Genomic DNA, 26,282 nt, shown 5'->3' on the forward strand with positions numbered 1-26,282 from the left:
GCCGACCGGGTCGATGCTCAGGTGGCGGCGCCGGCGGGCGTTTCGGGCGCGGCGCACCGCTTCGGGGTCGACGTCGACGATCATCCAGTCGATCAGATCGGCGATCCGTTCATCCGACAGCGCGTTCCAGGACGGGGTCTTGGTGGCGAGTTGGGTGTCGAGGACGGTGATGATGTCGGGGTCGATGATCAGGGCGGTGCGGGTGAGGATGAGCCGCAGCACCCGCAGATCCACGGTTCCGGTGGCGAACACCTCGGCGACGGCGGGCAGTCGGGTGAGTAGGTCGCGGCCCTGGGTGATCAGGGTGGTGGCCCGGCCGCGGCTGATGCCCAGCTCGGCAGCGGCCAGTTCCCAGTCATCGACGATCAGATCGTCGAAGGCGTGGCCGAGCTGGGCCATCCGGGCCAGGGCGAACCGTCCGGCGGCCAGCACCTTGGCGGCCACCGCCGCTCGTTCGGCGCGCAGTTGGTCGCGCGCGGTATCGAGGTGGGTCCCCACATCTCGACCATCGGACATACCCTGATCTTACGGTGGCCCACCGACAAGTACTGCCCTGTACGGCAACGGTTTACCTGCCGAAATACTCAGAAGAACCCGGTGTCCGGTAGGGCGGCGCCGTTGACCGCGATATCGCCCAGCACCCGCGCCTTGTACACGGTCGGGTTGTGCGAGAACAGGGTCCGTAGATTTCGCCAGTGCCGGTCCAGATGTGTCGATGCCCGGATCGCCGATGCACCTCCGGCATCGAACAACCGGGATGCGGCCCGCAGGGCCGGCTCCTCGATGCCGACCTTGACCCGCGCCGCGGCAATGGACGCCTTCGCTTCCAGCTCCGCATCGATCCCGCCGACGCGGCCGGCCTCCAGCGCCCGGCTCAATTCGTCTGCCGCGCTGAGCACCACAGCCTCGGTGGTGTAACTGATCGCATCGATCTCACCGACGATCTCCAGCAGCTGGGGATCCGCCGCCGGGGTGTCCGCGGCGGCGAAGGTGTACGTCCGGTGCCTACCGCGGACCAGTGCGGCAGCGTCCGTGGTGACCGAGCGCAGGATGCCGGCGGCGATGGCATGCAGATACAGCTGCACCAGCGCACCGCGCGCACGATCGACACCGATGGTGGTGCCCAACCGGATCACCTCGTCCTCGGCCACCGCCACATCCTCGAAGATGGTTGTGCCGCTGCCGGTATGGCGCTGACCGATACCGTCCCAGTCATCGGCATGCACGATCCCGGCCCGGTCGACGGGCACGATCACGCCGACCGGCGCACCGTTCTGATCCTCCGCGCCGACGCGGATGTAATCGGAGAACTGCGCTCCGGTGCTGTAGAACTTGCGCCCGGTCAACCGAAGATCGCCGGCGTCGCCGGTCAGTTTGGTGTCGTACTTCTGCGCCCCGACCGTGGCGCTGGACAGCTCGGAGTTGGTGCCCCCGATGATCTTCCCCTCGGCGATCAGACTCAACCAGCGTCCGGCGCCGTTACGCTGGGTCACCCGCTGCAATTCCTCGGTCAACGCGAAATGCACGCGCAGGATGTGCGTCAGGTCGGGGTCGGCCTCGGCCAGAGCGATCGCGAACGCGAAGAACTCGGGCACGGTGTAGCCGGCGCCACCGAGCTCGGCGGCCAGCCGGACCGCGCCGAGGCGGTGCTCACGAATCAATTGCAGGCCCAACGTCGGCGGCACGAGCCCGCCCTCGGCGAGTCGGCGTCGATGGTCGGCGGCGATGGTGTCGAGCACGTCTCGCAGTTCTGCGCTGTGCACCGGTGGGATTCGATCGATCACGAATTCGGTGGTCATGGTGGTCATTCCTCTCCGGAGGCGGGCACCGCTGAGTTGTCTATCCAGGTGTTGTAGAACCACGGCACCGAGTTGGCGGCGTTGGCGAAGCCCTGTACGCGCGGTGCCACCGCGAATATCTGGGTGTCCTCCAGCAGCGGTACCGAGTACGCGTTGTCGATGATGTAGTTGTTGTACTCCTTCAGCAATTCCAGGCGCTGTTGCGGGTCGGTGGCGCTGATCTGGGCTCGCAGCAGCCGGTCGATGGTCGGATCGGCACCGTCGAGGGCGTACAGGTCACCACCTTCACTGTCGTAGTTCTGCCACAACCGCACTGGGTCCGCGGTCGGCCAACCATTGCGCCGCAATCCCACCGAGTCTTCGATGCTCGCGGTCGGATAGTTGGCGAAGTCGGTCTGTCGGATCACCAGCCGGATGCCGACCCGTCCGAGTTGGCGTTGGATCAGCTCGTACATCGGCTTCGCTGTGTGGTCATACACATCGACGTAGATCTTCACGGCCAACTGCTCACCGTTCTTGACGCGGTATCCCTGATCGTCGACCTCGGTCCAGCCGGACTCCTCCAGGAGTCGGACCGCCTCGGCAGGGTCATAGCGCACCGCATCGCTGCGATCGACATAACCGGGGAAGTTCCTGGTCACGATGTTCTGCGCCGGTTTCCAGTTCTCGGTGTAGAGCGTGCTCAGGATCTCGTTGCGGTCGATACCGAAGCCGATGGCGCGGCGGACGTTGACATCACGCAGGAACGGTGCGCTCTGCCGGATGTCGAGGGTGTTGGCCAGCCCCGGTGTCCGCAGTCCACGGACATCGAAACCCTCACGGGCCAGCAGCTTCTCGTCCGGGGGTTGGGAATAGCGGATGGCATCGGCCTGTCCGGCGCGCAGCGCGCCGACGCGCACACTGTCCTCGGTCACCGGGATGACGGTGATGGTGTCCAGATAAGCCTCGCCCTGATGCGGGGCGGTCGCCGGTGCCCAGTCGTACCCGCGCCGCTTGGCCAGCACGATCTCCTTGTCGGGAATCTGCGACTGCGCGACGAAGGGGCCGGACCCGATCAGGTTCGTGATGATCGACTGCTCCTCCTTGGTGGCGTCGATGGTGGCGTCGGCCACCAGACCGGCGGTGTTCAGCGTCAGCACGGCGATGAACGGTGCGTACGGCTTCTCCAGCGTGACCCGGACGGTGCGCCGGTCGTTGTCGGCCTCGATGGATTGCACCTTCGGAAAATAGGTGTTGCGGGTGATGCCCTTGTCCTTGTCCCCGTTCGCCTGCCATTCCAGGTTGCGGCGCACCGACTCGGCATCCACCGGCTGGCCGTCGCTGTAGCTCACGCCGTCGCGAATGGTGAACTCGTACACCAGGTGCGGATCGTCCACCGTCCAGCTCTCGGCGATCCACGGTACGAACTCGAATGTCTCCGGATCCTGGTAGACCAGCCGGTCGAGCAGTTGATCCTTGAGCAGACTGTTCTGCCAGTAACTGACCTGGATCTGCAATGAGGCCGGTGCCTCGGCATCCAGATACGTCAGGTGGCCGCCCTTGGCGTTGGTGTCCGACACCGGTGCCGGGTCTGCGGTGCCGCAGGCGCTCACCAGCACGGCCAGCGCGACGGCAGCGATGCGACGCACGCGCATCATGCGGCCCGCACCGGTGTGCCGGGCACCGCGTCCAGCAGGCGCTGGGTGTAGCTGGCCGACGGCGCCGTGAACACCTCTGACACCGGCCCGGTTTCGACCAGTCTGCCGTGTTCGAGCACGCTGACCTCATCGGCGATCTGGCGCACCAGACTCAGGTCGTGCGAGATGAAGAGGTAGGTCAACGCCAGCTCACGCTGCAACTCGATCAGCAGGTCGACCACCTGGGCCTGCACCGTGACATCGAGAGCGGATGTCGGCTCGTCGAGCACCAGAACCGGGGGATTGAGCACCAGGCCGCGGGCCAGCACCACCCGCTGGCGCTGCCCGCCGGAGATCTCGTGGGGCTTGCGGTCGGTCAAGGCCGCGGGCAGCCCCACCTGATCGAGCGCGCGCAGCACCTCGCGGCGTCGGTCGGCACGCGAGCCGATGCGGTTGATCCGCAACGGCTCGGCGACGGCGTCTTCGATGCTGAACCGTGGATCCAGTGCCGCGGTCGGGTTCTGCTGCACCATCTGCAGGACGCGCGCCTGGGCGCGTTGGCGTGCCCGGCTCAGGATGTGGTGCGCACGCCCGACGGCGCCGTCGACGCGTACCTGTCCGGCGTCGAAATCGGTCAGCCCGGCCAGGATTCGGGCCACCGTGGTCTTGCCGGATCCGGACTCGCCGACGAGCGCGTGGATGCTGCCGGTGTGCACGCGCAGGGACACCTCGTCGAGCACGGTGTGCGGGCCGTACCGCTTCACCAGATCGGTCAGCTGCAGTATCGGCTCTGCCGTACGCGGTGCCGTCTCGGACCGGGCGTACTTGTCCGGGGTCAGCGCGGGTGCGTCGGCGATGAGCCGGCGGGTGTAATCATCTCGGGGGTCGATCAGGACGGCACCGGTGCGGCCGGCCTCGCGCACCTGACCGTCGTGCAACACCAGCACGCTGTCACTGTGGTGCTCGGCGAGCGCGAGATCATGGGTGATGAACACAACTCCCAGGCCGCGCTCGGCACGCAGTTCGTCGAGCAGGTCCAGGATGCGTTGCTGCACGGTCACATCGAGGGCTGAGGTGGGTTCGTCGGCCACCAGCAGCTGTGGGTCGCCCGCGATGGCGATGGCGATCAGGACGCGTTGCAGCTGTCCGCCGGAGAGTTGATGTGGATAGTCCCCGGCCCGACGCTGCGGGTCCGGGATGCCGACGCGGTCGAGCAGTTCCACCGCGCGACGGCGGGCGTCCTGGCGGGCGGCGATACCGTGCACCAGTAGGACCTCGGCCACCTGGTCGCCGACCTTCTTCAGCGGATCCAGCGAACCGAGCGGATCCTGCGGGACGAAGCCGACGGAGGCGCCGCGCAGGTTGCGCCACTCGCGCTGGGGCAGTGCGGTCACGTCCCGTCCGGCGATCCGGATCTCCCCGGCGGTGATGTGGCCGTTCTCGGGCAGCAGACCCTGCACCGCGCGGGCGATGGTGGATTTTCCCGAGCCGGACTGGCCGACCACCGCGACCACCTCGCCCGGTGATACGTCCAGTGCGACGTCACGGACGACGGGGCGCACTCCCGAACGCGTGGTGTATTCGATGTGCAGTCCGGAAACCGACAGCAGCGCAGCAGAACTCATGTCAACCGACCTTCTTTCGGATGAGCTGGGCGAGCCGGGACAGGCTCATGACGGTCAGCACGATGGCAATGGCCGGGAAGTACACCAGTCCGGGCGCGGAGTTGATGTAGTTGCGGCCCTCGGAGATCAGCAGGCCCCATTCCGGGTCTGGCGGCTGCGCGCCGTAACCGAGGAAGCTCAGCGATGCGATCGCAAGAATGGCCGTGCCGAACTGCAGGGCCGCCAGCGACAGCACGGCCGAGTAGGAGTTGGGCAGCACGTGCCGGAACAGCAGGGTCAGATGTCCCGCGCCCAGGTGCTCGCTGGCCTCCACGAAGGGCAGGTGCCGGGTGGCCAGCACCTCGGACCGGGCCAGCCGGGCGAAGACCGCGATGGAGGACACCCCGACGGCGATGGCGGCATTCACGGTCCCGAACCCGAGGGCGACGATGATCGTGATGGACAGCAGCAGGGTCGGGATGGACAGCAGCACATCGATGATGCGGCTGATGATGCTATCGGTGGCCCGTCCGAAATACGCGGCCAGCAGCCCGAGGATGGTGCCGGCCACCAAGCCGATCACGACGGCGATGAAGGATCCGGCGATGGTCGCCGCGGTGCCGGCAACCACCCGGCTCAGCAGATCCCGGCCGATGTAGTCGGTACCGAACGGATGAGCCAGACTGGGGCCGGCCAGTGCCAGGTCGGGATTCTCCTGCAGTGGGTCGTACGGCGCGATCAGCGTGGGCGCGATGATCATCGCCGTCACCAGCAGGAGAAACAGCACCGGGGGTGCATCCCACAGAGTGAGCGTGCGGCGGCGGGGCGCCCGTGCGGTGGCCGCCGGGGTGGGAGCCGCGTCGATGACGGTCATGCCGGGACCACCTCGGTATCGGGCGTGCTGCGGATGCGTGGATCGATGAGCGGGTAGAGCACATCGACGAGCAAGTTGATCACCACGAAGGTCACCGACACCGTGATGACGACGGCCTGGATGATCGGGGTGTCCTGGTTGCGGACCGCGGTCTCGGTGAGATAACCGATGCCGGTGCGGTTGAAGATGGTCTCGGTGATGACCGATCCGGCGAGCAGTTCACCGACGGTGATCGCCACGATCGTGACGGTGGGGATGGATCCGTTCTTCAACAGGTGGCCGAAGATGATCCGGTTCTCGCTCAGCCCTTTGGCGCGCAACACTTCGACGTACGGCTGACCGGCGGCATTGCTCAGTCCCTGAATCAGTACCTGGGCGATTGGCGCGGCCACCGGTAATGCCAGCGGCACCGCGGCCAGCAGTGTCGACCGCAGACCCTCGTCGCGGACCGCGGAGACCCACCCCAGGTTGAACGAGAACAACTGCAGGACAATGAGACCCGTGACGAATACCGGCAGTGACAGGAATGCCGGGGGCAGCGACCGGGCGGCCTCGCGGACCGGTGGCCAGGGCGCGAACACCGCGGCCAGCGCGATCACCAGGCCCAGGGCGGCGGCCAGCACGAAGGCGACCCCGGCCAGTGCCAGCGTGGAGGGCAGTGCATGGGCCAGCAGTTCGGATACGGGCTGGCCGCTGTTGAGTGAGAATCCGAGATCGCCGGTGAACAGCCGCTGTACCGAGATGCCGAACTGGACTATTGCGGGCTCGCTGAGCCGGTAGTAGTCGCGCAGGATGTCGGCGTCGGCATCGGAGATGGGGTTCTCCGGATTTGATATCTGCTGTTCGATCGGGTCGCCCGGGAGCACGTTCAGCACGAAGAAGACGGCCGTGTAGGCCAGGACGATCACGACGATCGACTGGGCAACCCGGCGCAGTGTGGAACTCAACACCCGGGCAAAGCTAGCGACACATCGCGCGGGACATAATGATTCGGCCCTTAAGGACTTTTAAGCCGATACTTCAGCTCAGCTTAACTGTTGGGCCCGCGGTCATTTCGGGTTGCGGTGATCGCAACCGTTGTGGGGGGACGGACATTCCGTAGCGTCGTGCCCATGGCCAAGCCATTGTCGTTGGGGGTGGAGGTGGTCGGTGACGGGATCGCCGACCGCAGGACAGCTGTCGAACAACCGAGCCGGGTGATCGCCGACCTGGTGCGCCGTCTGGAGGCCGCCGGGGTGGACTACTGGGTGATCGGGGCCGAACGGGGTGAAGCCGCCCAGTCCGGCACGGTGGCCCTGGACCCGTCGCTGATCGCGACGTTCGCCGCCCGTGCGAGCCGTCGGCTGGGTCTGGTGGTGGCCGCGGCCGGTCACCGTGATCATCCCTACAACCTGGCCAGGCGGCTGATCTCGGTGGATCACGCCGCCCGCGGACGGGTGGGCTGGCTGGCGCTCGACTTCGATCACGGCACCGCGTTGAACGCCGTCACCGATACCTGGACCGGTGCCGATCTCACCGCCGATCACACCGCGGACGCGGTGACCGCGGTGCGGACACTTTGGCGCACTTGGCCGTTGGAGTCGGTGGTCGGTGACACCGACGCCGGGGTGTTCGCCGATGTCACACGGATCCGGCGGGCCGACATCGCCCACGGCTATGCCATCGCCGGACCGCTGAACGTCCCGGGCTCGGTGCAGGGTGACCTGCCGATCTGGCGGCATGCCGACGCGCTGGGTGCCGACCTCGCCGTGATCGAGGACGGCGATCCGGTTCCCGGCGGGGCGCCGGTCGTGGTCCGGGTGCGCGCCGCCGAAGTGATCGACGCCGCCCTGGACCGGGTCGCACGCATCCCGTCGGCGACCGGTGTCCTGTTGCGCATCGCACCCGGGATCCTGGAGCGGGTGCTCGATCTCGTGGTGCCGGCGGCCCGGGCCCGCGGCGTGCTCGGCGAACCGGGCACCGGCACACTGCGCGAGCGGCTGGGGTTGCCGGTGCCGGCAGTACCGGACCTGTCGGCGCACCGCGCCGTCTTCGATTCCGTCGCGACACCGGGAGGCCGGCTGTGACACGACCGCTGCGCCGGCACGTCATCCTCAACGTCAATGTCCTCAACGTCGGGATCCACACCGGGTCCTGGCGGTTGACCAGCGAGCCGCCCACCTCGTTCGCCGATCCCGAGTACTACGTGCGGATGGGCCGCATCGCCGAGCGCGGCAAGCTCGACGCGCTGTTCCTGGCCGACGGCCCCGCCCTGCGTGAGCATCCGGCACTACGCCCGTCGCAGGCGCTGGAGCCCAGCGTCATCCTGGCCTCGGTCGCGTCGGCCACCGAGCGGTTGGGTCTGATCGGCACGCTCTCCTCGACGTTCAACGATCCGGTGGAGCTCGCACACCGGTTGCTCAGCCTGGATCAACTTTCCGGCGGGCGGCTCGGCTGGAATGTGGTGACCACCTACTCGGTGCCGGCGGGCGGCAACTTCGGGTTGGCCGACTATCCGGACCGGCCTACCCGCTACCGGCGGGCCGCCGAGTTCGTGGACGTGGTGCAGGCGCTGTGGCGCGATGCGGCCGACAACGGTGGCCGGGGCATCGACCATCAGGGTGAGTTCTTCACGGTGGTGGGGGCGCTACCGCAGCGCCAGTCACCGCAGGGCTACCCGCTGCTGGTGCAGGCCGGTGGCTCCCCGCAGGGCCGCGAGCTGGCCGGCCGCGCCGCCGATGCCGTGTTCAGTGCCGAGTTGGATCTGGCTGCCGGTATCGAGCACTACCGGCACGTCAAGGACGTCGCGGTCGCGCACGGCCGGCGTCGCGATGCCGTCAAGATCCTGCCCGGGCTGATCACCACCATCGGCAACAGCCCGGCCGAGGCGCAGCAACGATACGAGCGCCAGAACGCATTGCTGCCCGCCGGGCACGACCTGGACCGGCTGTCGCAGACCCTGGGGGAGGACCTCTCGGGCCTCCCGCTGGACGAGCCGCTGCCCGCGCGTTTGCTCGGTGAGGTCAGCGACCCCACCACCTTCGGCGCGTCGCTGGGATTCCGGGAATCGGTGGTGCGGCTGGCCCGCAACCGGCGGCTGACACTGCGGCAGACGCTGGTCGAGTTCAGCGGTTCCGGGCATCGGGTGATCGTCGGTACCCCGGTCGAGGTCGCCGACACCATCGAGGGATGGTTCCGAGCCGGTGCCGCCGACGGTTTCAATCTGATGCCCGATGTCTTCCCCGACGGCTTGGAGATCTTCGTCGACGAGGTGGTGCCACTACTGCAGGCCCGCGGCCTGTTCCGCACCGATTACGCCGAATCCACGCTGCGCGAACGGTTCACCGGCCATCGGCTACCGACCCACCGGGTCAGTGCGCCAGCAGCAGGATGAGCTGCAGTTGTAGCTCACCGCACAGGAAACCCAGCGCCGAACCGAGCACCACGATGATCCACTCGTCGTCCTTGAACGCCGGGCGCAGCAGGTTCTCATAGGACTGTGAGTCCAGGCCGTCCATCTTCTCGATCATCACGTTCTCCAGATCGAGCCGGCTGGCCGCGTACTCCTCGATGTAGGAGGACGTTTCGGGCAGTCGCTCGATGATCGAGTTGGCGATCTGAACCTTCATCTCCTGGTACTGGCGGCCGCCGAGGACGTTGATGACCCGGCCGGCGAAACCCATCTGACTGTCGATGGTGCGGCCGATCTCGGCCTGGATGATGTCGAAGAACTTGTCCGACATCGGCCCGGTGAGCAGGCTCTCCATGATGGCCTTGGGAGTGAAGATCTCCCGTGCCATCAACGCGGCGTAGCCCCGGATGACCTCCTTGCGGTGCGCCTGGAACACTCCCTGCCACTTGATGCCGAAGAACACGTTCTTGCGTTCCAGCGGCCGGAAGATCATCTGCAGTGCCACCCAGTCGGTCAGACCGCCGGTGATCAGACCGAACAGCGGCAGCGCCAGATGCCAACCGGTGACCCCGAACACCAGCATCTGCACCACGCCGATGATGAATCCGAAGTACAGGCCGGATTTGATCAGGAACTTGAAGGCCGGCCGGCCGATGTCCTGGAACACCGCGTTCAGGGTGGCCTTGTCGCGCACCAAGTTCGTCACGACCATGTGTTTGATGTCGAAGATCTGGTCGACCTGGCCGCGGAACTCCTCGAACATCCCGCGGGCGGCAGCCGGGATGCGGCCTTCGACGTTGGCGACGATCAGTTGCTTCACCTGGTCCGGGGTGGCACGCCAGACCTGCGGCTGGAACGACATCATCATCGTGTCGACGAGTTCCTCGGCGGCCTCGCGCAACGGTTCGCCGAGTTCGGCGACCAATTCGTCGGGATCGATCTTGTCGAACAGTTCCTCGGGTTTGAGGATGCCGGAGGTCAGCGAATCCACCGCGACGGCAGCCATTTTCGGCGCCCGCTTCGGAATCTGGCCCTGCCAGCCGAGATAGGGCTTGATGCCCTTGAACTCGACGGGATAGAACATCATCTTCAAACACAGGATCTTGGTGATCCAGCCGACGAACGCCGCGCCGAACGGGATGGTGAAGTACACCCATACCGGGTAGGCGAAGGCGTTGGCCCAGAAATCGCTCATTTGGCTGCCTCCCACAGCTCTTGGCCGAGATCGCTGATGCGCACCGTGCGCCGCACGACGCGCGCGGCACGCACGCCACGGCGCGCGGTGGCCACCGCGATGTTGACCGCCGAATCGGTCAGCAGCATCTCGTATTCGTCGTACATCGATGATGCCTCCGGTCCGAGACGGACCAGTCCGAGGCGCAGCATCCGGGTCAGATAGAGCGGTGTGTAGCGGGGCAACGACACCCCGGCCGACCGCCCGATGGTCGAGGCGTTCTTCAAGGCGAACGCCGGGGCGCCCCCGGTGCCGGGTTCGGCGATGTGGATCACCGGATACGCCGACCCGTCGGACAGGGCGGCCAGGATGCGGGCCTCATCGGGCACCAGCGCATTCAGCAAATCGAGATAGAGCGCATCGCGGCTCTTGTCGGGGCTGGTGTACATCGACCGGTCGAGCAGGGCCCGCAGCACGGCGTTCGGGGAGGCCGGGTCGTCATCCGGTGTGGCGGTGACCGCGGGCGGTTCCAGGTCGCTCAGGTGCCGGCGTGCGACCCGCACCACTGCACGTTCGGCGTCGGCGAGCAATGGCAGCACGTCGCCGGCGAACGGGGCACGTCTGGCGACGCCGCCCAGCAGGGTCAGCCCGCCGCCGATCAGACCTTCGAGGTCCATCGACCCGCCCGCGTTGCCCCCACCGTTTTTGCCACGGCTAGCACACTAATTGCACGCCGGCCCGATGGCGCAAAATTGCCGAATCAGTAAGCCTGTGTGCGGAATGCGCACACGTGCACGAGCAGGTGTCGATGTTGAACGATCGCGTGGGCAAACTCGGCAAGAGCGGATGATCACGTGCCGAGGCGGGCGGATCGCCGCTGAATCCGCGTCGCGACCGACTACCTGTTGGCCAGCAGCAGCACAATGGCGGCGATCGTGAGCAAGACGGATGTGACGATCGGCACAAGTACCCAATTGCGCATGGCATCGGGTCGGGTCGAGTTGTTCTTTGCCGGTGTCGGCATCACGGTATTCCTTTCGGTCGACCGGATGCAGTATCGGGTACCCGTACGACGCGGGAAGAAAACGTCAGTCCAGCCGCTCCCACGTCCACCCGGTGATGGCGGGATCGTCCTCGCCGTGTTCGCGGGTGTAGAGCCGGGCGGCCAACCGCGCGTCGACCATCTCCTGGCGCAGCCCGGCGGCGTTGCTGCCGAGCCCGGCGACCCGGTCGATCACATCGATCACCAGATGGAACCTGTCGAGGTCGTTGAGCATCACCATGTCGAACGGGGTGGTGGTGGTGCCGCGCTCCTTGAACCCGCGCACATGCAGTTGGTCGTGATTGGCATGGCGATAGGCCAGCCGGTGGATCAGCCAGGGGTAGCCGTGGTAGGCGAAGATGATCGGCTTGTCGGTGGTGAACAGCGCATCGAACTCGTGATCGGCCATCCCGTGCGGGTGCTCGGACTCCGGTTGCAGCCGCATGATGTCCACCACGTTGACCACCCGCACGGCAAGCTCCGGTAGCCTTCGGCGCAGGATGTCCGCCGCGGCAAGGGTTTCCAGCGTCGGGATGTCGCCGGCGCAGGCAAGGACCACATCGGGCGCCCCGAGGCCACCTTCGGTGCCCGCCCACTCCCAGATCCCGGCGCCGCGGGTACAGTGCGCGACCGCCTCATCCATCGTCAGGTAGTTCAGCGCCGGTTGCTTCCCGGCGACGATGACGTTGATGTACTGGCGGCTGCGCAGACAGTGGTCAGCCACCGAGAGCAGGGTGTTGGCGTCCGGCGGCAGGTACACCCGCACCACCTCGGGCCGCTTGTTGGCGATGTGATCGATGAATCCGGGGTCCTGGTGGGACGCGCCGTTGTGGTCCTGGCGCCAGACGTGGGACGTCAGAAGGTAGTTCAATGAGGCGATGGGCCTGCGCCAGTCCAGATGGTTGCTGCTGGACAGCCACTTGGCGTGTTGATTGGCCATCGAATCGATGATGTGCACGAACGCTTCGTAGCAGCTGAAGAAGCCGTGCCGGCCGGTCAGCAGATACCCCTCCAGCCAGCCCTGGCACATGTGCTCCGACAGCACCTCCATGACCCGCCCGTCCGGCGACAGGTGCTCGTCATCGGCGGACTGTTCTGCCTGCCAGGCCTTGTCGGTCTTGTCGAATACCGCGGCGAGCCGGTTGGAGGCGGTCTCGTCGGGACCCATCAGACGGAAATTGTCGGCGTTGCGCGCGATCACATCGCGCAGGTAGGTGCCCAGGACCCGGGTGGCCTCACCGGTGGCGCTGGCCGGGGCGGGCACGTCCACGGCATAGTCGGCGATGGGCGGCAGATCCAGGTCACGCAGTAGTGCCCCGCCGTTGGCATGCGGGTTGGCACTCATCCGCCGCGTACCGGTGGGAGCGAGCGCGCGGAGTTCGGGGCGCAGTGCCCCGGTCTCGTCGAACAGCTCCTCGGGCCGGTAGCTCTGCAGCCATTCCCGCAGCGCCTCCAGATGCTCGGCGTTGGTGCGGGTCTCCGACAGCGGCACCTGGTGGGAGCGCCAGGTGCCCTCGACCTTCTTGCCATCGACCTCGCGCGGCCCGGTCCACCCCTTCGGGGTGCGCAGGATGATCATCGGCCACAATGGCCGACCTCTCTGGCCGTCCTCGCGGGCAGCACGCTGGATGGCCGCGATCTGGTCGAAGGCGTCGTCCAGTGCGGCCGCCAGCGTGCGGTGCACCTCGGCGGGGTCGTCGCCGGCGACGGTGATCGGGGTGTAGCCGTAGCCGCGCATCAGGGCGTCGAGTTCCTCGGCCGGGATGCGGGCCAGCACCGTCGGGTTGGCGATCTTGTATCCGTTGAGGTGCAGGATCGGCAGCACGGCGCCGTCCCGGACCGGGTCGAGGAACTTGTTGGAATGCCAGCTTGCGGCCAGCGGCCCGGTCTCGGCCTCACCGTCGCCGACGACGGCGGCCACCACCAGGTCGGGGTTGTCGAAGGCGGCGCCGTAGGCGTGCACCAGCGCGTAGCCGAGCTCCCCGCCTTCGTGGATGGACCCAGGCGTCTCGGCGGCCACGTGACTGGGGATACCGCCAGGGAAAGAGAACTGCCGGAACAGCTTTCGCAGTCCGTCGATGTCCTCGCCGATGCCGGTGTACACCTCGGAGTAGGTTCCCTCCAGATAGGCGTTGGCAACCAGTCCGGGCCCGCCGTGTCCCGGGCCGGTGATGTAGATGACGTCGGCATCCCGTTGCCGGATCACCCGGTTCAGATGGGTGTAGAGCAGGTTGAGCCCCGGTGTGGTGCCCCAGTGCCCCAGCAGACGGGGCTTGACGTGCTCGGGGGACAGGCCGTCCCGGAGCAGGGGGTTGTCCAGCAGGTAGATCTGTCCGACGGACAGATAGTTGGCGGCGCGCCAGTACGCGTCGAGGAGCGTGACTTCATCATCGGTCAAGGGGGTGGATGCAGTCATCCCTCAGGCCTACCACGCCGCGGTGAACATAAACACTCGCGTCATTTCCCGTTGGTCACGGTGACCGCGTGCACGCCCCAGATATCGTCGCAGTATTCGGCGATGGCGCGGTCGGAGGAGAACTTGCCGCTGCGCGCGGTATTGCGGATCGACATCCGGGACCAGGCGTCGCGATCCTGCCAGGCGGCGCTGACCCGGTCCTGGCACTGCACGTAGGACGCGTAGTCGGCCAGCACCAGGAACGGGTCGTCGTGGATCAGATTGTCGATCAGTGGCCGGAACACCTCGGTGTCGCCGTGTGAAAAATGGCCGCCGGCAATGAGATCGAGGACCGATCGCAGTTCCGGGTCGGCGGCCACATAGGTCGCCGGCCGGTAACCGCTCCGCTTGAGTTCCTCCACCTCGTCGACGGTGAGACCGAACAGGAAGAAGTTCTCCGCGCCGGCCTCCTCCCGGATCTCGACGTTGGCGCCGTCGAGGGTGCCGATGGTCAGTGCGCCGTTCATCATGAATTTCATGTTGCCGGTGCCGGAGGCCTCTTTGCCCGCGGTCGAGATCTGCTCCGACAGGTTGGCTGCCGGATAGATCAGATGCGCGTTCTGCACGTTGAAGTTCGGCAGGAACACCACCTTCATGAACCGGTTGACCTCGGGGTCGAAATTGATCATGTCGCCGACCGCGGTGATCAGCTTGATGATCCGCTTCGCCAGGAAGTAACCGGGTGCGGCCTTGCCGCCGAAGATGTAGGCCCGCGGTGCCATGTCGATACCGGGGTTGTGCTTGATCCGCAGGTACTGGGTGACGATGTTGAGCACGTTGAGGTGCTGACGCTTGTACTCGTGGATACGTTTGACCTGGATGTCGAACAGCCAGGTCGGGTCCAGTTCCACGCCGGTCTCGGCGTAGACGAAGTCGGCGAGCCGCGATTTGTTGGCGCGCTTGACACCCCGCCACTCGGCTCGGAAACCGTCATCATCGATGAAGGCCTCCAGGCCGCGCAACCGGTCCAGGTGGGTCAGCCAGCCGTCACCGACGGTACGGTCCAGCAGTTGGCGTAGCCCCGGATTGGACAGCGCGACGAAGCGGCGCGGGGTGACGCCGTTGGTCTTGTTGGAGAACCGCTCGGGCCACAGCTCGTAGAAGTCCTTGAGCACACTGTCCTTGAGCAACTCCGAGTGCAGTGCGGCGACCCCGTTGACGGCATGGCTGCCCACGGTGGCCAGGTGGGCCATCCGCACGGACTTGGCGCCGTCCTCGCCGATCAGTGACATCCGGCGGACCCGGTCCTCGTCGCCGGGGAAGCGGGCGCGGACCTCGTCGAGGAAACGGCTGTTGATCTCGTAGATGATCTCCAGGTGGCGCGGCAGGCTCTCGCCGAAGATGCTCAGCGGCCATTTCTCCAGCGCCTCGGGCAGCAGCGTGTGGTTGGTGTAACCGAAGGTGGCCACGGTGATGCCCCAGGCGGTGTTCCAGTCCAGTCGGCGTTCGTCGACGAGCAGACGCATCAGCTCGGCGACCCCGATGGAGGGGTGGGTGTCGTTGAGCTGTAGGGCGAATTTCTTCGGCAGGTCGTGCACCGAGGCCTCGGCCAGGTCGTCCATGATGTGCAGCACATGCTGTAGCGAGCAGGACACGAAGAAGAACTGCTGCAGCAGTCGCAGTCGCTTGCCGACCTCGGGCTCGTCGTTGGGGTAGAGCACCTTGGTGACGGTCTCCGAGGTGACCTCTTCCTCGACGGCCTTGTAGTAGTCGCCGGTGTTGAAGGCCTCCAGCGCAAAGGACTGCACCGCCCGGGCGCTCCACAGGGTGAGCACGTTGCAGGTCTTGACGCCGTATCCCTGGATCGGAGTGTCATAGGCGACGCCCTGGATGACGCGGTGCGGTATCCAGCGAACCCGCAGCACGCCGGCGTCGTCGTGGTAGCGCTCGGTGTGCCCACCCCAGAGCACCGGGTAGTGCACATCGGGTTTGGCGATCTCCCAGGGGTTTCCGTTGAGCAGCCAATTGTCGGTCTTCTCGACCTGCCAGCCGTCCTGCAGCTCCTGGTCGAAGATGCCGAACTCGTAGCGGATGCCGTATCCGATGGCCGGGCGCTCCAGGGTGGCCAGCGAGTCGAGATAGCAGGCGGCCAGCCGGCCGAGGCCGCCGTTGCCCAGACCCGGTTCCTCCTCGCAGTCCAGTATTTCCTCCAGGTCCTGGCCCAGCTCGGCGAGCGCGGCGCGGGCGGCCTGCTCGATGCCCAGGTTGAGCAGGTTGGCACCCAGCTGTGGGCCCATCAGGAACTCGGCGGACAGATAGCAGGTGACCTTGCTGCCCAGGTCCAGCGAGGTCTGGGTGGAGGCCACCCGGTTGTCCTGCATGCGATCGCGGACGGCCAGGGCCAGCGCCCGGTAGTAGTGCTCCGGGCGCAGCGCCGCGGCGGGCCGGCCGATCGAATACCGGATGTGGTCGATGATGGCCCGTCGCAGGGCGTCGGCCGACAGTCCGGTGCGGCTGGGTTCATACGCTGGCGTGGGCGCGACGAGATCGGTCATGATCGAAGTCTTGCAGGATGGCGTGCACGGCGCTCGCTCAATGAGCGTCGGCCCGGTTAACGGATGTGAGACGCTGCCGGGATGTCCGGTGTACCCGAACTCGTCGACGTCCTGCCCCAGCACCGATTCGACGAGGACGCCCTGGTGCGGTACCTGGCGGGACACGGCATCGACGGTCCGGTGCGGATCCGGCAGTTCCAGGGCGGTCAGAGTAATCCGACCTTCCACCTGCACACTGCGGCAGGCGAATTCGTTTTGCGCAAGAAGCCACCGGGGGAGTTGCTGCCCAAGGCCCACGATGTCGGCCGCGAGTACCGGGTGATGTCCGCGCTGGCCGACACCGAGGTGCCGGTGCCCCGGATGCGGGTGATGTGTACCGACGAGTCGGTGCTGGGCACCCCGTTCTTCGTGATGGACCACGTGCCGGGCCGGATCTTCCCCGACCGGGTGCTGCGCGACGGCACACCGGCCGAACGTGCCGCGGTCTACCGCGATCTGGCCCGCGTGCTGGCTGGGCTGCACACGGTGGACTGGCAAGCGGTGGGCCTGTCGGACTACGGCCGCCCGGACGGTTATCTGGCCCGGCAGGTGGCGCTGTGGACGCGGACCTGGGCGGCCGTCAAGGTCGAGGAGTGCGCCGAAATGGAAGCCTTGGCGGCCTGGCTGCCCGCGCACCTGCCCGCCGATGACGACGCCTGTATCGCCCATGGTGACTACCGGCTGGGAAATGTGCTGCTGCATCCCACCGAGCCGCGCATCGTGGCGGTACTGGACTGGGAACTGTCGACCATCGGCCATCCGCTGGCCGATCTGGGCTATGCGGCCATGACCTATCACCTGCCCGGTGACGGTGACCCGTCGACCGGCGTGGCGGGCGAGGATCTGTCCGGAACCGGCATGCCCGACGAGGCGGAGTTCGTCGCCGAGTACTGCCGCGCGGCCGGCCGCGACATTCCCGGCGACCTGCCGATCTTCGTGGTCTTCTCGATGTTCCGGCTGGCCGCCATTGTCGCCGGGGTATGGCGGCGCGGATTGGACGGCAACGCCTCGGACTCGAGGGCGGGCACCGCTCTGTTCCGCGACCGGTACCGCAACCTGGCCCGGCGAGCCTGGGAGCTGGCCGGCGGGCTGTGACAAAAGCCCATCTGGTAGTAAAGTTCTGGCCATATGAGAATCGGATTCTCCAGAAAGGATAGGCTCCTCTCATGGATGTTCGGCTGACCAGTGAGCAGCAGCAACTGCGGGACGCGGCCGCCAAGCTCGCCGATGACCTCGGCCCGGGCGCCGTCGTTGAGCTCGAGGACGGCCAGCGCGTCGCCCGACTGGAGAAGACGGTGGCCTCGACCGGATGGCGGTCGCTGCGCTCGGACGGCGCCTCGGGCGTGGAGGTGGCGATCGTCGCCGAGGAGTTCGGCCGCGGCCTGGTCGACGTGCCGTTCCTCGGACCCGTCCTGGCCGATGACATCGGGCACACCGGCGCGACGATCGTCGTCGGCGACATCGCGCCCGACGCCCGGGGCATCACCGAGGGTGTGGCGCTCGACGGGCCCACCGTCGGGACCGTCGCGCTCGGTCCGGCGGCCCCCGGCGTCGACCTGACCCGCTGGCAGGCCGCCGCCGGCGAGCTGACCCCGGCCGGCGCGCTCGACGACGAGAAGGTCCTGCGCGCACAGGCGCTCGCGCTGGTGGTCACCGCGGCCGATATCCTCGGCGCCGCGCGCGGCGCCTTCGACCTGGCGACCGACTACGCCAAGATGCGCGAGCAATACGGCAAGGCCATCGGCTCCTATCAGGCCATCGCGCATATGCTCGCCGAGAGCCTGGTGCTGATCGAGGGCTCGATCAGCATCCTGCGGTACGCGGCCTGGGCCGTCGACGAAGAAGAGCCCGCCGTCGCGCTGGAAGCGGCCCGGGTGGCCAAGGTGTACTGCGCACGGTCCGCGCACACCGTCTGCGAGACGTCGATCCAGGTGCACGGGGGCATCGGCAACACCTGGGAATGCGCGGCGCACGTCTACCTGCGCCGGGTACTGGTCTCCACCGGGCTGTGGCCGGTGGCGTTGAAGGAGATCTCCGTTGGACTTTCGTGACTCCGAAGCCGAACTCGCCTTCCGCGAACGGCTGCGTGGCTGGCTGACCGAACAGGCGCCCAACTTCCCCAAATCCACCGAGGAGTACTGGGCCCGACAGGGCGAGTGGCACCAATCTCTGCACGCGGCAGGATTTTTCGGGGCGACGTGGCCGAAGAAGTTCGGTGGCCTGGAACTGCCCGCGGTGTACGACGTTATCGTCGACGAGGAATTGGCGCGCGCCGGCGCTCCGCCGCGACCGAGCCTGGGGTATCTGGTCACCGGGCTGGGCCGGCACGGCAGCGAGGAGATCCAGCAGCGCTTCCTACCCGGCATGATCGACGGCACCGAACGCTGGTGCCAGGGGTTCTCCGAACCCGGCGCCGGGTCGGATCTGGCCTCGCTGACCACCACCGCCACCCTCGATGGCGACGAGTACGTGATCAACGGGCACAAGATCTGGACCAGCTACTCCGATGTCGCCGACTGGTGTCTGCTGCTGGCACGCACCGACAAGGACGTCAAGCGGCACAAGGGCATTTCGGCATTCCTGGTCGACATGCACCAGCCCGGTATCGAACAGCGACCGCTGAAGATGATCAACGGTGTCAGCAACGAGTTCGGCCAGGTGCTGTTCGACGGGGCCCGGGTACCCGCAAGCCAGATGGTCGGCAATCCCGGTGACGGATGGGCACTGGCGATGACGGTGGTCGGTCACGAACGCGAACCGTCCACACTGGGATACGCCGCCCGCTACGAAAAGACGGTCAACCAGTTGGCGCGCAAGAGCGAACCCAGCGACGAACTGGCCTGGGCCACCGTGCAGGTGCAGGTGTTGCGTCAGCACGTCCGCCGCCGGCTCTCCGAGCAACTCGACGGGATATCGCACGGCCCTGAGGGTTCCATCGACAAACTGTTGATGACCTGGGTGGAGCAGTCCGTCGGTCATGCGGTGCTGGCGCAGACCGGCACCAGTGACCCCGACCTGTTCAGCACCTACCTCTACAGCCGGTCCCAGAGCGTCATGGGCGGCACCTCGCAGATCCAGAAGAACATCATCGCGGGCCGAATCCTGAGAATGGCGGTGTGACATGTACGACATGCCCGACGAAATCCAGGTCGAGGCCGACGGCCCGCTGCGGATCATCACGCTGAACCGGCCCGACGAGCTCAATGCCGTCAACGACGATCTGCATGTCGGCCTGGCCCGCATCTGGAGCCGGCTCAGCCAGGACCGCACCGCCCGCGCGGCGGTGATCACCGGTGCAGGCAAGGCGTTCTCGGCCGGCGGCGACTTCAACTACATCCAGCAGATCAGCCAGGATGCCGACCTGCGCGCCAAGACCATCGCCGACGGTCGCGAGATCGTGATGGGCATGGCGCGCTGCCGCATCCCGGTGATCGCCGCGGTCAACGGGCCGGCCGTCGGGCTGGGGTGCAGCGTGGTGGCGTTGAGCGACATCGTCTACATGGGGGAGCGGGCATTCCTGGCCGACCCGCACGTGCAGGTCGGTCTGGTCGCCGCCGACGGCGGCCCGCTGGTGTGGCCGATGCAGATGAGCATCCTGCAGGCCAAGGAGTACGCCCTCACCGGTGCTCGCATCCCCGCGCAGAAGGCGGTCGAACTGGGGCTGGCCAACCATGTGGTGGCCGATCCACTGGCCGAGGCGCTGACCGCGGCCAGGAAGATTCTGGAGTTACCGCAGAAGGCCGTCGAATCCACCAAGCGCATCCTGAACATGCAGCTGGAGCGTCAGGTGGCGATCACCCTCGACTACGCCACCACCGCCGAGGAGCTCACCTTCGGCACCGACGACCTGAAGAACAATGTCGCGAAGCTGTTGCAGGGCAACAAATAACGTCATACCGCGGTCAGGTAACGGCGGGTGATCACCCGCTGCGCCAGCCGGGTCACCGGCCCGCCCAGCTTGCTCCACCACGTCGCGTGCCGGGCGAACGCGGTCACCTCGGCGTGTACCGAGCCGTCGGCCGGGTCATAGCGCACGGCGAAGAGCTCCTCACCGGTCTCGGGGTGTCCCGGCAAGGTGCCGTAGGCGAACCCGCGCCGGTCCGGTTCGTCGAGCAGGTACACGACCCGGCACGGCGCGCGCAGCGGCCAGAAGCCGACGGTCAGCTCGGCGCCGACGGCGGCGGATGCGGCATCGGCGTGCACCAGCACCCCGGCGCCGCGTTGCATGCCCCAGTGCAGCACCGCGTCGGCGGCCTCCTCGAAGCGGGCGCGGCCGTGCCCGATCACCGCCGAGACGTGGACGTGCTGATAGCCGGCCGGCAGCGGGCCGTTCGTCGCACCCACTTCCGGATAGGTCAGGTCCACCGCTCCACTATGGCAGCGTCATGCATCCGGCGCGGGCGGCCGTGCAATAACGTTGCTGCCGTGACGACCGGCACCGCGCATCCCGGCGGCGGATTCAACCCGCCCGAGCCCACCGACAACGGCGGACCCGATTACGGACGGTTCATCGAGGCCGTCCGGACGTTGCAGGACCACGCCCGGGCCGCCGACGCGCCCGACGAGGTGATCAGCGAGGCCGCCGATCTGGTCGAGAAGGTGTCGGCCCTGCTGGCGCCGTATGAGGCCGACGAATGGCATTCGCCGTCCGGGCGCCGCCTCGATCTGCCCAACCGCGGCAACATCATGTCGGTGCCGATGGATCTGCGCGTCACCGATGACCGGGTCAGCGGCACCGTGCAGTTCCGGCGCTACCACCTGGGCCGTAACAGCGCCGTGCACGGCGGCGTGCTGGGTCTGCTGTTCGACTCACTGCTCGGCTACACCACCGCGAAGCTGACGAAGAGCATGTACCAGCGCACCGCGCACCTGGGCATCGACTACCGCAAGATCGTGCCGATCGGCAAGGTGCTGCAGGTCGACGCGGGCATCGACCGCATCGACGGCCGCAAGATGTTCGTCAGTGGCCGGTTGTCCGATGACGGCACGGTGCTCACCGAGGCCGATGCCCTGTTCGTGCGACTGAAGCCGGGGCAGCCATGAGTATCGACAACCGCGACAACCGCGACAACCGGGGCAAGCGCGACAAGCGGGCCTGGGCGCGCTGGCGCGACAAGCTGCGCGACCGTCCGATGGCGGACCTGACCTACCGCACCATCGTCGGTGTCGTCGGCACCCTGGTGCTCATCATCGGCATCGTCACCATCCCGTACCCGGGCCCGGGCTGGGCGATCGTCTTCCTCGGGCTGGGCATCCTGGCCACCGAGTTCCGCGCCGCGCAGGTGGTGCTGCACTGGGTGCGGGTCCGCTACGACAAGGTGATGGACTGGTTCGGCCGCCAGCACATCGCGGTGAAGGCGCTCAGCGCGCTGTTCACCGCCGTCGTGGTCATCGTGACGCTGTGGCTGTTCGGGGCGGTGGGCCTGGTCGCGGGCTGGGTCGGTATCGACTGGCCCTGGTTGACGAGCCCGATCGGCATCGGGTCGTAGGTATTGCGCTGGGGCAACCCCGATAGCATGGTCGCGATTCACTCGAGCCGCTAGGAGAACCACCGATGACCGCCGCCGCCAGTTCCGCCCCCGCAGCCCCGATCCGGGTCGCTGCCGGGACCACCGCCGGCGCGGCGGTGCGGGCGGCCGGGCTGCCCGAGCGTGGTGCCGCCGACGCCATCGTCGTGGTGCGCGATGCCGACGGCAGGCTGCGCGACCTGAACTGGGTGCCCGACGCCGACGCGCACGTCGAACCGGTGGCCGCCGACACCGAGGACGGCCGCAGCGTCATCCGGCACTCGTGCGCGCACGTGCTGGCCCAGGCGGTGCAGGAGCTGTTCCCGCAGGCCAAGCTCGGCATCGGCCCGCCCATCACCGACGGCTTCTATTACGACTTCGACGTCGCCGAGCCCTTCACGCCCGAGGATCTGGTCAAGTTGGAGAAGCGGATGGCCAAGATCATCAAGGACGGCCAGCTGTTCTCACGCCGGGTCTACGAATCCAAAGAGCAAGCCCGCCAGGAGCTTTCCGGCGAGCCGTACAAGCTCGAACTGGTCGACGACAAGTCCGGTGATCCCGATGTCATGGAGGTCGGCGGGGATGAGCTCACCGCCTACGACAACCTGAACCCGCGCACCAAGGAACGCATCTGGGGCGATCTGTGCCGGGGACCGCACATCCCGACCACCCGCTACATCCCCGCGTTCAAGCTCACCCGCAGCAGTGCGGCCTACTGGCGCGGGAACCAGAACAACGCCAGCCTGCAGCGCATCTACGGCACGGCCTGGGAGTCCCAGGAGGCCCTGGACCGCCACCTCGAACTCATCGAGGAGGCCCAGCGCCGCGATCATCGCAAGCTCGGTGTCGAGCTCGACCTGTTCAGCTTCCCCGACGAGCTCGGGTCGGGCCTGCCGGTGTTCCACCCCAAGGGCGGCATCGTGCGCAAGGAACTGGAGGACTATTCGCGCCGCAAGCACGAACAGGCCGGCTACCAGTTCGTCAACACGCCGCACATCACCAAGGAGAACCTGTACATCACCTCCGGTCACCTGGAGTGGTACGCCGACGGCATGTTCCCGCCGATGCAGATCGATGCCGAATACAACGAGGACGGGACGGTCCGCAAGCCCGGTCAGGACTATTACCTGAAGCCGATGAACTGCCCGATGCACCATTTGATCTACCGCTCCCGCGGACGGTCCTACCGGGAACTGCCGCTGCGGCTCTTCGAATTCGGATCGGTCTACCGGTACGAGAAGTCCGGCGTGGTGCACGGGCTGACCCGGGTGCGCGGGATGACCCAGGACGACGCGCACATCTACACCACCCGCGAGCAGATGCGCGAGGAGCTGACCTCGCTGCTGCAGTTCGTGCTCGACCTGCTGTCCGACTACGGCCTCGACGACTTCTACCTCGAACTGTCGACCAGGGACCCGGAGAAGTCCGTCGGCTCCGACGAGCTGTGGGAGGAGGCCACCGACACGCTGCGGGAGGTCGCCGAAGCCTCGGGGTTGGCACTGGTGCCGGATCCGGGCGGCGCCGCCTTCTACGGGCCGAAGATCTCGGTGCAGGTCAAGGATGCGCTCGGCCGGCACTGGCAGATGTCGACCATCCAGTTGGACTTCAACATGCCCGACCGGTTCGAGCTGGAGTACACCGCCGCCGACGGCAGCAGGCGGCGTCCCGTGCTGATCCACCGGGCGCTGTTCGGGTCCATCGAGCGGTTCTTCGGCGTGCTCACCGAGCATTACGCGGGCGCGTTCCCGGCCTGGCTGGCACCGGTGCAGGTGGTCGGGGTGCCGGTCGCGGACGCGCACCTGCCCTACCTGGAAGAGGTTGCCGCCCAACTGCGCAGCCGCGGGGTCCGGGTCGAGGTGGACGGCAGCGACGACCGGATGGCCAAGAAGATCGTCAACCACACCAACCAGCGGGTGCCGTTCATGCTGTTGGCCGGCGACAAGGATATCGAGGCGGGCGCGGTGTCCTTCCGGTTCACCGATCGCACCCAGGTCAACGGCATCGCCCGCGACGCCGCGGTGGACGCGATCGTGGATTGGATCGCCCGGCGTGAGAATGCCACTCCCACAGCGGATCTGCTGACGGTATCGACATGAGCGAAGACGAGGCGATCGTCGACACCGGGGTGGGGGAGCCGGACCACCTCCAGCGTCTGTGGACCCCGCACCGGATGAGCTACATCGCCGAATCGCCCATGAAGAAGGGCGCCGGGTCGGCGATGTCGAAGGAACCGTTCACCGACATCCCCGCCATGTCGGACGAGGACGGCCTGATGGTGGCGCGCGGGGACCTGGTCTATGCGGTACTCAACCTCTACCCCTACAACCCGGGCCACCTGATGGTCGTGCCGTACCGGCGGGTGTCCGAGCTGGAGGACCTCAGCACCGACGAGACCGCCGAACTGATGGCGTTCACCCAGAAGGCCATTCGGGTCATCAAGGCCGTCTCCCGCCCGCACGGGTTCAATGTCGGTCTGAACCTGGGTACCTCGGCGGGTGGCTCGCTGGCCGAACATCTACACATGCATGTGGTGCCGCGCTGGGGCGGGGACGCCAACTTCATCACCATCATCGGCGGCTCCAAGGTGATCCCGCAGCTGCTGGGCGAGACGCGGCGGCTGCTCGCCTCGGAATGGGCGGCCCAGCCCGGGCCGGGCGCAGCGACGGGGCACCCGGACAAATGAGCAACTTCTACCTGATGACCCGGGCGGCGTACACCAAGATCTCGCGCCCGGTCGCCAGGACGGCGCTGCGCGCCGGGCTCACCCCCGACAGCATCACGATCCTGGGCACCGCGGGTTCGATCGTCGCCGCGCTGACCCTCTTCCCGATCGGGCAGCTGTGGTGGGGTGGATTCGCCGTCTTCATCTTCGTGTTGGCCGACATGCTGGACGGCGCGATGGCCCGCGAACGGGGTGGCGGGACGCGGTTCGGCGCGGTGCTGGACGCGACCTGCGACCGGCTCAGCGACGGCGCCATCTTCTGCGGGCTGGCGTGGTGGGCCGCATTCGGCGCGCACAACACCGCGCTGGTGGTCGCCACCCTCATCTGCCTGGTCACCTCGCAGGTCATCTCCTATATCAAGGCCCGTGCCGAGGCCAGCGGTCTGCGCGGCGACGGCGGCATCATCGAACGCCCCGAGCGGTTGGTGATCGCGCTCACCGGTGCCGGGCTCTCGGGTCTGTTCGGGCTGCCGGTGCTGCTCGACATCGCCATGTGGGGTCTGGCGGTTGCCAGCCTGGTGACGCTGGCGCAGCGACTGCACGCGGTGCGGACCTCCCCGGGTGCGATGGACCCGTTGCCGATCGCGCCGGCCGGTCCCGCCGAGGACGGTCAGTGAGCACGCCGTCGGCCGGGCTGCCGAATGTGCGGGGCTTCCGGCTGCCGCTGGGCGGCCAGCTGTCCGACCTGGGATACGCCGCCGGCTGGCAACTGGTGCGCACCATGCCGGAGTTCGCCGCCCGCAACATGTTCGACGCCGGAGCGCTGTACGCCGCGCGTGGCGGCGGGCCCGAGCAACTGCGCAAGAACCTCGCGCGGGTCATCGGCGTGCCGCCGGCCCAGGTGCCCGGCAGCCTGGTGCGGGCGTCGTTGGCCTCCTATGCGCGGTACTGGCGGGAGGCCTTCCGGCTGCCGTCGATGAACCACGCGGCGATCGCCGCGCAGGTGCAGGACCGCGTCGAGGGCCACCACCACATCGAGGCCGCGCTGAACGCCGGCCGCGGTGTCGTCCTGGCGCTGCCGCACAGCGGCAACTGGGATATCGCCGGGGTGTGGCTGACCAACACCTACGGCAGGTTCGCCACCGTCGCCGAACGGCTGAAACCCGAGTCGCTGTATCAGCGTTTCGTCGACTACCGCGAGAGCCTGGGCTTCGAGGTGCTGCCGCTGACCGGTGGCGCCCGGCCGCCGGGCGAGGTGCTCGTCGACCGGCTGCGCGACAACGGACTGGTCTGTCTGATGTCCGACCGCGACCTCACCCGCTCCGGGGTGCAGGTGCAGTTCTTCGGTGAGGACACCCGGCTGCCTGCCGGCCCGGCCCGGCTCGCGGATGAGACCGGGGCCGCCCTGCTACCGGTGCACACCTGGTTCACCGATGACGGGTGGGGCCTGCGGATCCACCCGGCGCTGGACACCTCCACCGGCGATATCGGCACCATCACCCAGGCGCTGGCCGCCCATTTCGAGGCCGGCATCGCCGAACACCCCGCGGACTGGCACATGCTGCAGCCGCAGTGGATCGTCGACCTGTCGGCCGAACGCCGCGCCCGGCTCGAAGGAAGCTAG

General features: G+C 67.4%; 23 protein-coding genes. 12 read left to right on the forward strand and 11 right to left on the reverse strand.

All coding sequences use genetic code 11. The features are described 5' to 3' along the window. The 6 genes from BST17_RS17245 to BST17_RS17270 form a co-directional block, all read right to left on the reverse strand. The coding region (locus tag BST17_RS17245) for a DUF222 domain-containing protein (RefSeq protein ID WP_133053552.1) at nucleotides 1-516 on the reverse strand (516 nt) is incomplete at its 3' end. Between the two features lie 68 nt (nucleotides 517-584). Then, a complete protein-coding gene (locus BST17_RS17250; protein WP_083060239.1) occupies nucleotides 585-1,799 on the reverse strand; it encodes an acyl-CoA dehydrogenase family protein in 1,215 nt (404 codons plus the stop codon). 5 nt (nucleotides 1,800-1,804) lie between these two features. Beyond that, on the reverse strand, nucleotides 1,805-3,433 hold the full coding sequence (locus BST17_RS17255) for an ABC transporter substrate-binding protein (protein ID WP_407937753.1): 1,629 nt from the start codon (nucleotides 3,431-3,433) through the stop codon (nucleotides 1,805-1,807). Next, on the reverse strand, nucleotides 3,433-5,040 hold the full coding sequence (locus tag BST17_RS17260; protein ID WP_083060121.1) for a dipeptide ABC transporter ATP-binding protein: 1,608 nt from the start codon (nucleotides 5,038-5,040) through the stop codon (nucleotides 3,433-3,435). The genes BST17_RS17255 and BST17_RS17260 overlap by 1 nt, the downstream gene beginning before the upstream one ends. A 1-nt stretch (nucleotide 5,041) precedes the next feature. After that, the gene (locus BST17_RS17265; protein WP_083060122.1) at nucleotides 5,042-5,893 is read right to left on the reverse strand and encodes an ABC transporter permease; all 852 of its coding nucleotides are present in this window, start codon (nucleotides 5,891-5,893) and stop codon (nucleotides 5,042-5,044) included. Next, a complete protein-coding gene (locus BST17_RS17270) occupies nucleotides 5,890-6,843 on the reverse strand; it encodes an ABC transporter permease (RefSeq protein WP_234807712.1) in 954 nt (317 codons plus the stop codon). Before BST17_RS17270 ends, BST17_RS17265 begins: the two co-directional genes overlap by 4 nt. 162 nt (nucleotides 6,844-7,005) lie before the next feature. On the opposite strand from BST17_RS17270, the gene BST17_RS17275 reads away from it, so the two are divergent. Continuing rightward, nucleotides 7,006-7,959: an LLM class oxidoreductase gene (locus BST17_RS17275; protein ID WP_083060123.1), complete on the forward strand. Its 954-nt coding sequence runs from the start codon at nucleotides 7,006-7,008 to the stop codon at nucleotides 7,957-7,959. After that, nucleotides 7,956-9,266, forward strand: coding sequence for an NtaA/DmoA family FMN-dependent monooxygenase (locus BST17_RS17280; protein WP_165762294.1), 1,311 nt, complete (start codon nucleotides 7,956-7,958; stop codon nucleotides 9,264-9,266). Before BST17_RS17275 ends, BST17_RS17280 begins: the two co-directional genes overlap by 4 nt. Here BST17_RS17280 and BST17_RS17285 read toward each other — a convergent pair. The 4 genes from BST17_RS17285 to BST17_RS17300 form a co-directional block, all read right to left on the reverse strand. Then, nucleotides 9,244-10,479 (reverse strand): DUF445 domain-containing protein, encoded by a 1,236-nt coding sequence (locus tag BST17_RS17285; protein WP_083060124.1) that lies wholly within the window; start codon nucleotides 10,477-10,479, stop codon nucleotides 9,244-9,246. The genes BST17_RS17280 and BST17_RS17285 overlap by 23 nt on opposite strands. Beyond that, complete coding sequence (locus tag BST17_RS17290; RefSeq protein ID WP_083060125.1) at nucleotides 10,476-11,135, reverse strand: Abi-alpha family protein; 660 nt, start codon at nucleotides 11,133-11,135, stop codon at nucleotides 10,476-10,478. Before BST17_RS17290 ends, BST17_RS17285 begins: the two co-directional genes overlap by 4 nt. A gap of 411 nt (nucleotides 11,136-11,546) precedes the next feature. Further along, nucleotides 11,547-13,916 carry a phosphoketolase family protein gene (locus tag BST17_RS17295; protein WP_083060126.1) on the reverse strand — a complete coding sequence of 790 codons (2,370 nt, stop codon included), beginning with the start codon at nucleotides 13,914-13,916 and terminating at the stop codon, nucleotides 11,547-11,549. A 41-nt stretch (nucleotides 13,917-13,957) separates the two neighbouring features. Further along, nucleotides 13,958-16,450 (reverse strand): glycogen/starch/alpha-glucan phosphorylase, encoded by a 2,493-nt coding sequence (locus BST17_RS17300; protein WP_083060127.1) that lies wholly within the window; start codon nucleotides 16,448-16,450, stop codon nucleotides 13,958-13,960. A gap of 81 nt (nucleotides 16,451-16,531) precedes the next feature. Here BST17_RS17300 and BST17_RS17305 point away from each other — a divergent pair, with 81 nt between their 5' ends. The 4 genes from BST17_RS17305 to BST17_RS17320 all read left to right on the forward strand — a co-directional run bounded on the left by BST17_RS17305 (nucleotide 16,532) and on the right by BST17_RS17320 (nucleotide 20,378). Next, on the forward strand, nucleotides 16,532-17,584 hold the full coding sequence (locus BST17_RS17305) for a phosphotransferase family protein (protein WP_083060128.1): 1,053 nt from the start codon (nucleotides 16,532-16,534) through the stop codon (nucleotides 17,582-17,584). A 71-nt stretch (nucleotides 17,585-17,655) separates the two neighbouring features. Further along, nucleotides 17,656-18,540 (forward strand): acyl-CoA dehydrogenase family protein, encoded by an 885-nt coding sequence (locus tag BST17_RS17310; protein WP_083060129.1) that lies wholly within the window; start codon nucleotides 17,656-17,658, stop codon nucleotides 18,538-18,540. Continuing rightward, on the forward strand, nucleotides 18,527-19,609 hold the full coding sequence (locus tag BST17_RS17315; RefSeq protein ID WP_083060130.1) for an acyl-CoA dehydrogenase family protein: 1,083 nt from the start codon (nucleotides 18,527-18,529) through the stop codon (nucleotides 19,607-19,609). Before BST17_RS17310 ends, BST17_RS17315 begins: the two co-directional genes overlap by 14 nt. A 1-nt stretch (nucleotide 19,610) precedes the next feature. Continuing rightward, nucleotides 19,611-20,378 (forward strand): enoyl-CoA hydratase/isomerase family protein, encoded by a 768-nt coding sequence (locus tag BST17_RS17320; RefSeq protein WP_083060131.1) that lies wholly within the window; start codon nucleotides 19,611-19,613, stop codon nucleotides 20,376-20,378. 2 nt (nucleotides 20,379-20,380) lie between these two features. Here BST17_RS17320 and BST17_RS17325 read toward each other — a convergent pair whose 3' ends face one another. Beyond that, entirely contained in the window at nucleotides 20,381-20,854 is a 474-nt protein-coding gene (locus BST17_RS17325; protein WP_083060132.1) for a DUF1990 domain-containing protein, read from the reverse strand. Nucleotides 20,855-20,914: 60 nt separating this feature from the next. On the opposite strand from BST17_RS17325, the gene BST17_RS17330 reads away from it, so the two are divergent. From BST17_RS17330 to BST17_RS17355, 6 genes are all read left to right on the forward strand, one after another. Then, entirely contained in the window at nucleotides 20,915-21,532 is a 618-nt protein-coding gene (locus BST17_RS17330; protein WP_083060133.1) for a PaaI family thioesterase, read from the forward strand. Next, entirely contained in the window at nucleotides 21,529-21,978 is a 450-nt protein-coding gene (locus BST17_RS17335) for a TIGR02611 family protein (protein ID WP_083060134.1), read from the forward strand. The genes BST17_RS17330 and BST17_RS17335 overlap by 4 nt, the downstream gene beginning before the upstream one ends. A 65-nt stretch (nucleotides 21,979-22,043) precedes the next feature. Next, nucleotides 22,044-24,092 carry a threonine--tRNA ligase gene (gene thrS, locus BST17_RS17340; RefSeq protein WP_083060135.1) on the forward strand — a complete coding sequence of 683 codons (2,049 nt, stop codon included), beginning with the start codon at nucleotides 22,044-22,046 and terminating at the stop codon, nucleotides 24,090-24,092. Next, entirely contained in the window at nucleotides 24,089-24,679 is a 591-nt protein-coding gene (locus tag BST17_RS17345) for an ATP adenylyltransferase (protein WP_083060136.1), read from the forward strand. Before thrS ends, BST17_RS17345 begins: the two co-directional genes overlap by 4 nt. Next, nucleotides 24,676-25,335, forward strand: a complete 660-nt coding sequence (gene pgsA, locus BST17_RS17350; protein WP_083060137.1) for a phosphatidylinositol phosphate synthase — start codon at nucleotides 24,676-24,678, stop codon at nucleotides 25,333-25,335. Before BST17_RS17345 ends, pgsA begins: the two co-directional genes overlap by 4 nt. Continuing rightward, a complete protein-coding gene (locus BST17_RS17355; RefSeq protein ID WP_083060138.1) occupies nucleotides 25,332-26,282 on the forward strand; it encodes a phosphatidylinositol mannoside acyltransferase in 951 nt (316 codons plus the stop codon). Before pgsA ends, BST17_RS17355 begins: the two co-directional genes overlap by 4 nt.

It is taken from the genome of Mycolicibacterium bacteremicum, from assembly GCF_002086115.1.
GTDB lineage: Bacteria > Actinomycetota > Actinomycetes > Mycobacteriales > Mycobacteriaceae > Mycobacterium > Mycobacterium bacteremicum.